We start from the raw sequence: 7,440 nt of genomic DNA on the forward strand, positions 1-7,440 counted from the left end.
ACGAGATTGCCGCGCCGCTGTCTGCCGAGGAACGTGACACGCTGCGACACCTGCTGCAGCGTGTCGCAGCTGCCGCCGGCCTCATCCCCGGTGTCCATCCCGGGCTGGCTTGACCGCGGCGCCACAAGGTCTCCGAGCCTAAGGCGGTAGACCGCCCTCGGGCGTGAACGGCAGCGGCGGAAACGGTCCGGCCACCGCGATGCACGACGAGAACGTGTCGGTGTCCTTCAGCACGGTGTTGGCCTCGTCGTAGCCGGTGATCGCCAGTACGCCGTAGTTGGGCTCCCGCACCACCGGGCACTTGCTGCGTAGGTGATCGAAGTAGGGGTGTGGATCCGGTACCAGGGACTGATCGGTGAAGTAGTCGACGGTGTCGAAGTCGGCGGTCATCTCTTTGGGTTCCTTCCGATGCCGTCAGGCGGGACACGAGGGGGAGTGCGAGGATCCGATGCGATGCGATGCGATGGCGCAATCCGTGGGCTGAAAGTGCTGAGCACATGCGTAGCATCGCGTACTGTCGCGGTCAAGGTCACGGGGCCCGACCGCGTCTACCATTTGCCTGTCGAACGTGACCGTCTGAAGAGAAGGAAGTGTGGGCATGGCATCGGACCGGAGGATCGGGGGGCCGGACGCCAAGAACCGCGGCGTATTGCTCGACGCCGCCGAGCAGTTGATGCTGGAGGACGGTTACGCCGCCGTGACCTCGCGACGGGTGGCCGACCGGGCCGGGCTGAAGCCGCAGCTGGTGCACTACTACTTCCGCACCATGGACGAGATGTTCGTCGAGGTATTCCGCCGCAGAGCGAAGCAGGGCCTCGAAGCCCTGGCCGAAGCACTCCAGTCGGACCAACCGCTGTGGGCGTTGTGGGAGTTCGGCACCGACCCCCAGGCCACGCAACTGACCATGGAGTTCATGGGACTCGCCAACCACCGCAAGGCCCTGCGCACCGAGGTCGCGTTCTACGCCGAACGTTTCCGTGACCAGCAGGTCGAGGCGATGACGGCGGCATTGCGGCGCTACGGCTACGAGATGGCCGACGTTCCGCCGGTGGTGTGGGCGCTGTTCGCGACGAGTGTCTCCCAGGTGCTGGTCTTGGAGCAGGCGCTTGGGATGTCGAAGGGTCACGCCGAGATGCTTGCGTTCTGCGAGGAGTGGCTCCGCCGCTTCGAGGGGGAGCGGGCGCCGGTGGCAACCACGGCGTCCGCCTGAGCCGCGCGTTCGCATCACCAGTTGCGGATCGAGCAGAGCGCCCCCTTCGGTCCCTGATTCGTCGCCACCACCTGGCCGTCGACGGCGAGCACGCCCGCCACGAGAACCAGGCTCCACGTCACGAGCAGCGGACCGAGCCCCGCCACCAGTCGCGCGGGTAGCGTTCGAGGTGCCGGAAATGTAATTCCCAGATATTAGAACGTGATTACCTTCGGTTGGCCAGAATGGCGCACAAACAGCGACGACGATGACGAAAGACGACGACGAAAGCGGGGTCCGAATGGCTGACCCAGCCACGCACGACGCGTTCTACGAGATCACCACGGCCAAGGCGCGGTACTGCTACACCCTGGACACGCGAGACTGGACGGGTTTCGGAGACCTGATGACCGACGATGTGGTCCTCGACGTCAGCGAGGGGACCGGTGTACCGGTGGTGCACGGCCGCGAGTCCGCCGTCGAGATGATCCGGTCGTCGCTGACTAATGCGCGCTCGGCTCACCAGGTGCACACGCCGCTGATCGAAGTGGACGGCGACGGAGCCGATGGGGTTGGCTGCACACCGGTGATCTGGGGGAGTTCACGGAGTCGGGTCGGCTGCGCATCGTCGGGCGCAAGAAGGACATGTTCATCGTCGGCGGCTTCAACGCCTACCCCGCCGAGATCGAAGGCTTCCTGTTGCAGCACCCGGCCATCGCGCAGGCGGCGGTCATCGGCGTGCCCGACGAGCGTCTCGGTCAGGTCGGAAAGGCGTTCGTGGTGTTGCGCTCGTCGACCGATGCGCCCACCGCGGAGGATCTGGTCGGCTGGAGTCGTCAGCGAATGGCCGGATACAAGGTTCCGCGTCTGTACAGTTCCTCGACGAGCTACCTACGAACGCCACGGGCAAGGTCGTCAAGGATCGTCTGCGCTGAGCGCTCGTACAGCGCGAAAGCAGCATTTCCGCAGGATGGAGGCCGATCCGGTCCTTCGGAGATGGAGCATCGTCAGGGCGATACTCATAATTGAAAATGCCATTCTCTTCACGCGGAAATCTTGATCGACCCACAGGAGGTCGCATGCCGCCCTGGAAGCGAGCCTCATCGGTGCTCAACGGCGATGCTCGGGATGACCCGAAGGACGCGCCAAAGGACGTCATGGAGACACCAGGGCCCGACGACGCATCGGCACTGGCCGAAGAAGCCGAAGCCGAGGCGGTGGCAGCGGAGGCCGCCGCAGTCGCGGCGCGCGCCCGTGCCCGCGCGCTGAAACTGCGCAGGCAGGCCGAGGCGGCCGCCGCGGTCAAGGCCGCCCCGCCGACCGAGAGCCCGTCGGTTGAGGCGCCTGCGCCCGTCGACGTCGTCAAGCGCGCCGAGATCGAATCCGACGAGCCGGTCGCCGACACGCCGGCGGCCGACGAAGTCGTCGTCGACTCAGCGGACGCCGATGCCGCGGACGCCGACGTCGAGGCCTATGACGAGCTCGACGAGGAGCCCGCCCGCCGTCGGCGTCTCAAGCTGCCGCGCGTGCGGCTCAGGTGGGTCGCGGCGGCGCTGGTGGTGCTGTGCACGGTCGCACTGCTGGTCGTCAGCGTCCTGATCGTCGTGCACCATCGCGGCGTCCAAGCGGAGCAGCAGCGATCGGCGGAGTTCGCCGCTGCCGCCCGTCAAGGCGTCGTGACGTTGATGTCGCTGAACTTCAACAACGCCGAAGCCGACGTGAAGCGGATCGTCGACAACACGACCGGGGACTTCAAGAAGGACTTCCAAGGTCAGTCCGACGAATTCGCGAAGGTGGCACAGGCGTCGAAGGTGATCACGGAGGCGACGGTCAACGCCACCGCCGTCCAGTCGATGTCCACGGACACGGCCACCGTTCTCGTTGCGGTGACCACCCAGGTTTCCAACGCCGCCAGCAAGGAGCAACAACCACGCTCCTGGCGATTGCGGGTCGACATGGCCCGCGACGGTGGGCAGCTCAAGTTGGCGAAAGTCGAGTTCGTGCCGTGACCTCAGACCGCAGCGACAACGTGATCGACGTGAAGGCCGAGGACGCCGAGGACGCCGAGGACGCGGAAGCCACCGCCGAGGAACCCGACGACACCACCGGAGTCGTCGACCCGACGGCCGGCGAGAACCCGGACGCCGTCGACGGCGACGCGGAGCCCTCGGAAGCCGGGGCGGCACCGCGATGGGGCCGCTTCAGGGGGCTGCTGGTCCCGCTCGTGCTTGCGGTCCTTCTGCTCGGCTCGGCAGGGTTGGCGTCCTGGCTCTACCTGAACCAGTTCCGTCCGGACCAGGAAACCAACGCAGCCGTGGCCGGCGACACGATCAAGGCGGCGACCACCGGAGCCGTCGCGCTGCTGTCGTACGCGCCGGACACGATGGACAAGGACTTTGCAACCGCCAAGTCGCACCTCACCGGTGATTTCCTGAGCTACTACAGCCAGTTCACCCACGACATCGTGACGCCTGCGGTCCAGCAGAAGTCCGTGAAGACGTCAGCGTCGGTCGTGCAGTCGGCGGTTTCGGAGCTGAAACCCGACTCGGCGGTGGTCCTGGTCTTCCTGAATCAGACGACCACCAGCAAGGAGAACCCCGACGGCTCGTTCACCGCGAGCTCGGTGAAGGTGGGTCTGACCAAGGTCGACGGAAACTGGCTCATCTCGGCCTTCGACCCCGTGTAGTCGTTTCCGTACCGTCGAGGGCGTGACACTAGTCAAACGCGCCGACCTGGTGCTCTCGGGGGGTGGCGTCAAGGGCGTCGGCCTGGTGGGTGCCATCGTCGGGCTGCTGGATGCCGGCTACGAGCCGCAGCGCATTTCCGGAACGTCCGCGGGATCCATCGTCGGGGCGATCGTCGCGGCCGCGGCGCACACCGGTGCGATGACCGGCGCTCGAGTCAAGGAACTGGCGTTGCAACTGGACTACCGGAAGTTCCTCGACCCGGGGCCGGTGGAGCGGGTGCCACTGGTCGGACCGTCGCTCGCACTGCTGCGCGGGTCAGGGATCTACCGGGGCGACTACGCGCACGAGTGGGTCCGCCGTCAGCTGGCCGACCTCGGGGTGACCACATTCGCGGACCTCGCCATCGACGACGACGAGCTGCCGCCGGAGCAGCGCTATCGGCTGGTGGTCACCGTCGCCGACGTCACCAGGGGTCAGCTGGTGCGATTGCCCTGGGACTATCGCAGGGTCTACGGACTCGATCCGGATGAGCAGCGCGTCGCCGATGCCGTCCGCGCTTCGATGTCGATTCCGTTCTTCTTCCGTCCGGTTTCGCTGACCAGCTCCGCGGGGCTCACCTCGACACTGATCGACGGAGGGCTGTTGTCGAACTTCCCGATCGACTCACTCGACCGGGCCGACGGGAATGCGCCCCGATGGCCGAGCTTCGGCATCACGCTGCTGCCGAACCTGCCCGACGGCAACGACAAGGTGATCCCGCCGCTCGCCGCGCTGCGCCTGCTGGGCGCCCCGCATCTGCTCGAGGGCGTCATCACCACGATGGTGGTCGGCCGCGACCAGGCATATCTGAACCAGCCGTGGGTCGATGCGCGGGCGATCCGGGTGGACTCGACAGATGTGGGGTTCCTCGACTTCGACATCACCGAGAACGAAGTCGAAGCGCAGTACCTCAAGGGTCAGGCGGCAGCCGAACGGTTCCTCGCCCAGTGGAATTGGGCCGCATACCTGCGCCGCTTCCGCTGATCGGCGATACTGTCTCCTCGATGAAGCCGTGCGCGATCGTGCCGCTGCCGCAGACGGGGGATCCGGCGACGGCATTTTCCCCGGTGGGGGGCCAGGCGCCTCTCGTCCGTGTGGTGCGTTCTGTGCAGACGCTGGTCGCCGATGCCCGCATCGTCGTCGCGACCGTGCCAGCACTGGCCTCCGACGCGTCGGCCTGCCTGCACGAGTCCGACCTGGACCCCGTGGCGGTCACCGTGGCGCGGGAGGGGGCTTCGCGACGGCAGGTTCTCGTGGCGGGGCTGGAACACCTTGGCGTCGAACGCAACTCGTCGACGCCGGTGCTGATCTGCGACCTCCGCCATCCGCTCTCGCCCGGCGAGGCGGCCGACAGGGTGATCGCCGCGCTGCGCGGCGACCGCGACGTGGTGGTGCCCACGCTGCCGGTGACCGACACCGTCAAGACCGTCGATGAGCTGGGCAGCGTGCTGGGAACCGTGGACCGCGCCACCCTGCGCACCGTGCAGTATCCGCGTGGCTTCACCGCCTCCGCGCTCTGGGATCTGGTTTCGAGCCCATCTGCGGCCGACGACGGCGACGAGTTCACCACGGCAATGCGAGCTGGTCTCGACATCGGCACCGTCGACGGCGATGCGAACGGCTTTCAGGTCGAGCTGCCATGCGACGCGCAGCTGATGGAGGCGATCATCGCGTGCCGTCCCGGCTGATCCGATCCCGCAGCAGCCGCTCCGCGATCAGGACGTCGTGCGCGAACGTCACCTTGAGATTGCTTGAGGCGCCCGGAAATACGTGCACGTCGACGTCGGTGAAACTCTGGACGCACGATGACGTGTCAGTGCCGTCGAAGTCCCCACCGGCAGCCAGTCGGTAGGCGGTGAGCAGTGGCTCGGCGCGAAACGCCTGCGGCGTCTGGACACGCGCCAGCGTGCCGTCAGTGGGTGAAATCCCACCGCCGACACCCACTTTCACCACATCCGGGGCGGGCAGCACGGGAATGGCGCCCCCGAACGCGCGCGCCGTCACCAGGGCGGCGTCCACCATGGCCGTGTCGGCGAGTGGACGGGCGGCGTCGTGGATGAGCACCACGTCGATCGCTCCCGCCTCGATGTCGGGAGCCAGATGGCGAAGGACGTTCTCCTCGGAACCGTGGCGGGTGTCTCCGCCCTCGACGAGTTCGACCGTCGTCTCCGGGATTTCGGTGGCGAGCGTGCGGGCGGCGAGGCCACGTTCGCCATGGCGGAACACCAACACCGTGCGGCCGATGTTGGTCGAGCGGGCGACTGCTTCCACAGACCACGACACCATGCTGCGGCCCGCCAACCGCAGATACGCCTTGTTGCCGTCGGCACCGACCCGCGTGCCCATGCCCGCGGCCAGCACCACGCCGACCGCGGCGGGTTCCGACGTCGCGCACATCCGCCCACGCTAGCGCGCGACTCGCACCGTCCTCCACCGCGCCGAAGAACAGACAGGCGATCGCGTCAATCAGCCCCGTGGTTGGGGTCTGAATGGCAAGCGTCTGTCAGCGGGACCGTTCGGCTGAACACACATGGCAGCAGGAGGTGACACGTGAGTACCGCGGAGAAGTCGACCGAGGCCACCAGCGACAAGGTCAGTCTCCCGACGCTAACCGCAATGGTCGTCGGCTCGATGATCGGGTCTGGGGTGTTCCTCCTGCCACGCCGGTTCGGCGTGGAGACCGGCGTCCTGGGTGCCGTTATCGCGTGGACGATCGCCGGAGCCGGAATGCTCATGTTGGCGTTCGTGTTTCAGCGCCTCGCGACGCGAAAGCCAGACCCCGATGCCAGCATCTTCGCGTATGCCAAGGCCGGCTTCGGCGATTACGTCGGGTTCAACTCCGCGTTCGGTTTCTGGGCCTGCGTGCGCGGGGAACACGTCGTACTTGGTCCTCATCATGACCACGACGAGCGCACTGTTTCCAGCACTGGGCGCGGGCGACACCGTGGTGGCAGTCGTCTGCTCGTCCATCGGCGTATGGCTGTTCCAACTGCTGATTCTGCGGGGCGTAAAGGAAGCCGCCATCATCAACAGGATCGCGACGATCGCCAAGGTCGTTCCGATCCTGATGTTCATCGTCATCGCCGTCGTCGCCTTCAAGGCCGACTACTTCGGCGAAAACCTCTGGGGCGGTGGTGACCGCTCGTTCTCCTCGATCTTCGAGCAGGCCAAGGGGACGATGCTGATCACGGTCTTCGTCTTCCTCGGCATCGAGGGCGCCAGCGTCTACTCGCGCTTCGCGCGCAAGCGCGAGGACGTGGGGCGCGCGACCGCGATCGGATTCCTCAGCGTTCTATCGGTTTTCGCGTTGGTGACGCTGGTGTCAACGCTGTACACGCGGGAACCACCTGTTGGGTGTACGGCGGCGTGACCCTCAATCCGTTGTACTGGCCTGCCCGGCACGACGAGACGCTGCTGATGAAGGCCATCTACGAATTCCACCCCGATTACGTCGGATCCCAGGTCTGGTGGGGCGACCCCGAACAGTCGTGGGGCATGGCCAACATCGAAGGTGGTGACGTGCTG

At 66.6% G+C, this 7,440-nt stretch carries 7 protein-coding genes and 4 pseudogenes; 8 read left to right on the forward strand and 3 right to left on the reverse strand.

Annotated features, from left to right (window positions below):
- Nucleotides 1-153 precede the first annotated feature (153 nt).
- Nucleotides 154-390, reverse strand: a pseudogene (locus tag QOI01_RS29545) (cytochrome P450); the annotation flags it as partial.
- A 208-nt stretch (nucleotides 391-598) separates the two neighbouring features.
- Between QOI01_RS29545 and QOI01_RS29550 the strand changes: the two are divergent.
- The gene (locus QOI01_RS29550) at nucleotides 599-1,210 is read left to right on the forward strand and encodes a TetR/AcrR family transcriptional regulator (protein ID WP_526386699.1); all 612 of its coding nucleotides are present in this window, start codon (nucleotides 599-601) and stop codon (nucleotides 1,208-1,210) included.
- A 14-nt stretch (nucleotides 1,211-1,224) separates the two neighbouring features.
- On the opposite strand, the gene QOI01_RS29555 is transcribed toward QOI01_RS29550, so the two are convergent.
- A complete protein-coding gene (locus QOI01_RS29555) occupies nucleotides 1,225-1,356 on the reverse strand; it encodes a hypothetical protein (protein ID WP_526386709.1) in 132 nt (43 codons plus the stop codon).
- 134 nt (nucleotides 1,357-1,490) lie between these two features.
- Between QOI01_RS29555 and QOI01_RS29560 the strand changes: the two are divergent.
- The 6 genes and pseudogenes from QOI01_RS29560 to QOI01_RS29585 all read left to right on the forward strand — a co-directional run.
- A pseudogene (locus QOI01_RS29560) lies at nucleotides 1,491-1,706 on the forward strand (nuclear transport factor 2 family protein); the annotation flags it as partial.
- Between the two features lie 53 nt (nucleotides 1,707-1,759).
- Nucleotides 1,760-2,124 (forward strand): annotated as a pseudogene (locus QOI01_RS29565) (AMP-binding enzyme); the annotation flags it as partial.
- A gap of 144 nt (nucleotides 2,125-2,268) precedes the next feature.
- Nucleotides 2,269-3,198 (forward strand): Rv1363c family protein, encoded by a 930-nt coding sequence (locus tag QOI01_RS29570; RefSeq protein ID WP_526386700.1) that lies wholly within the window; start codon nucleotides 2,269-2,271, stop codon nucleotides 3,196-3,198.
- A 29-nt stretch (nucleotides 3,199-3,227) separates the two neighbouring features.
- Nucleotides 3,228-3,875, forward strand: coding sequence for an Rv1363c family protein (locus QOI01_RS29575; RefSeq protein ID WP_526386707.1), 648 nt, complete (start codon nucleotides 3,228-3,230; stop codon nucleotides 3,873-3,875).
- Nucleotides 3,876-3,897: 22 nt separating this feature from the next.
- Entirely contained in the window at nucleotides 3,898-4,899 is a 1,002-nt protein-coding gene (locus tag QOI01_RS29580) for a patatin-like phospholipase family protein (RefSeq protein ID WP_526386701.1), read from the forward strand.
- 20 nt (nucleotides 4,900-4,919) lie between these two features.
- Nucleotides 4,920-5,603 carry an IspD/TarI family cytidylyltransferase gene (locus QOI01_RS29585; RefSeq protein WP_526386703.1) on the forward strand — a complete coding sequence of 228 codons (684 nt, stop codon included), beginning with the start codon at nucleotides 4,920-4,922 and terminating at the stop codon, nucleotides 5,601-5,603.
- Here QOI01_RS29585 and QOI01_RS29590 read toward each other — a convergent pair.
- Nucleotides 5,581-6,312, reverse strand: coding sequence for an IspD/TarI family cytidylyltransferase (locus tag QOI01_RS29590; protein WP_526386705.1), 732 nt, complete (start codon nucleotides 6,310-6,312; stop codon nucleotides 5,581-5,583). The genes QOI01_RS29585 and QOI01_RS29590 overlap by 23 nt on opposite strands.
- A 219-nt stretch (nucleotides 6,313-6,531) precedes the next feature.
- Between QOI01_RS29590 and QOI01_RS29595 the strand changes: the two are divergent.
- Nucleotides 6,532-7,440: pseudogene (locus QOI01_RS29595) on the forward strand (amino acid permease); the annotation flags it as partial.

Origin of the sequence: Mycobacterium sp. (genome assembly GCF_032162605.1) — a bacterium.
In the GTDB taxonomy this organism is placed as follows: domain Bacteria; phylum Actinomycetota; class Actinomycetes; order Mycobacteriales; family Mycobacteriaceae; genus Mycobacterium.

Coding starts and splice junctions, on each gene's coding strand:
- QOI01_RS29550 (WP_526386699.1), top strand. CDS start 599: ATGGCATCGGACCGGAGGATCGGGGGGCCGGACGCCAAGAACCGCGGC.
- QOI01_RS29570 (WP_526386700.1), top strand. CDS start 2,269: ATGCCGCCCTGGAAGCGAGCCTCATCGGTGCTCAACGGCGATGCTCGG.
- QOI01_RS29590 (WP_526386705.1), bottom strand. CDS start 6,312: ATGTGCGCGACGTCGGAACCCGCCGCGGTCGGCGTGGTGCTGGCCGCG.
- QOI01_RS29585 (WP_526386703.1), top strand. CDS start 4,920: ATGAAGCCGTGCGCGATCGTGCCGCTGCCGCAGACGGGGGATCCGGCG.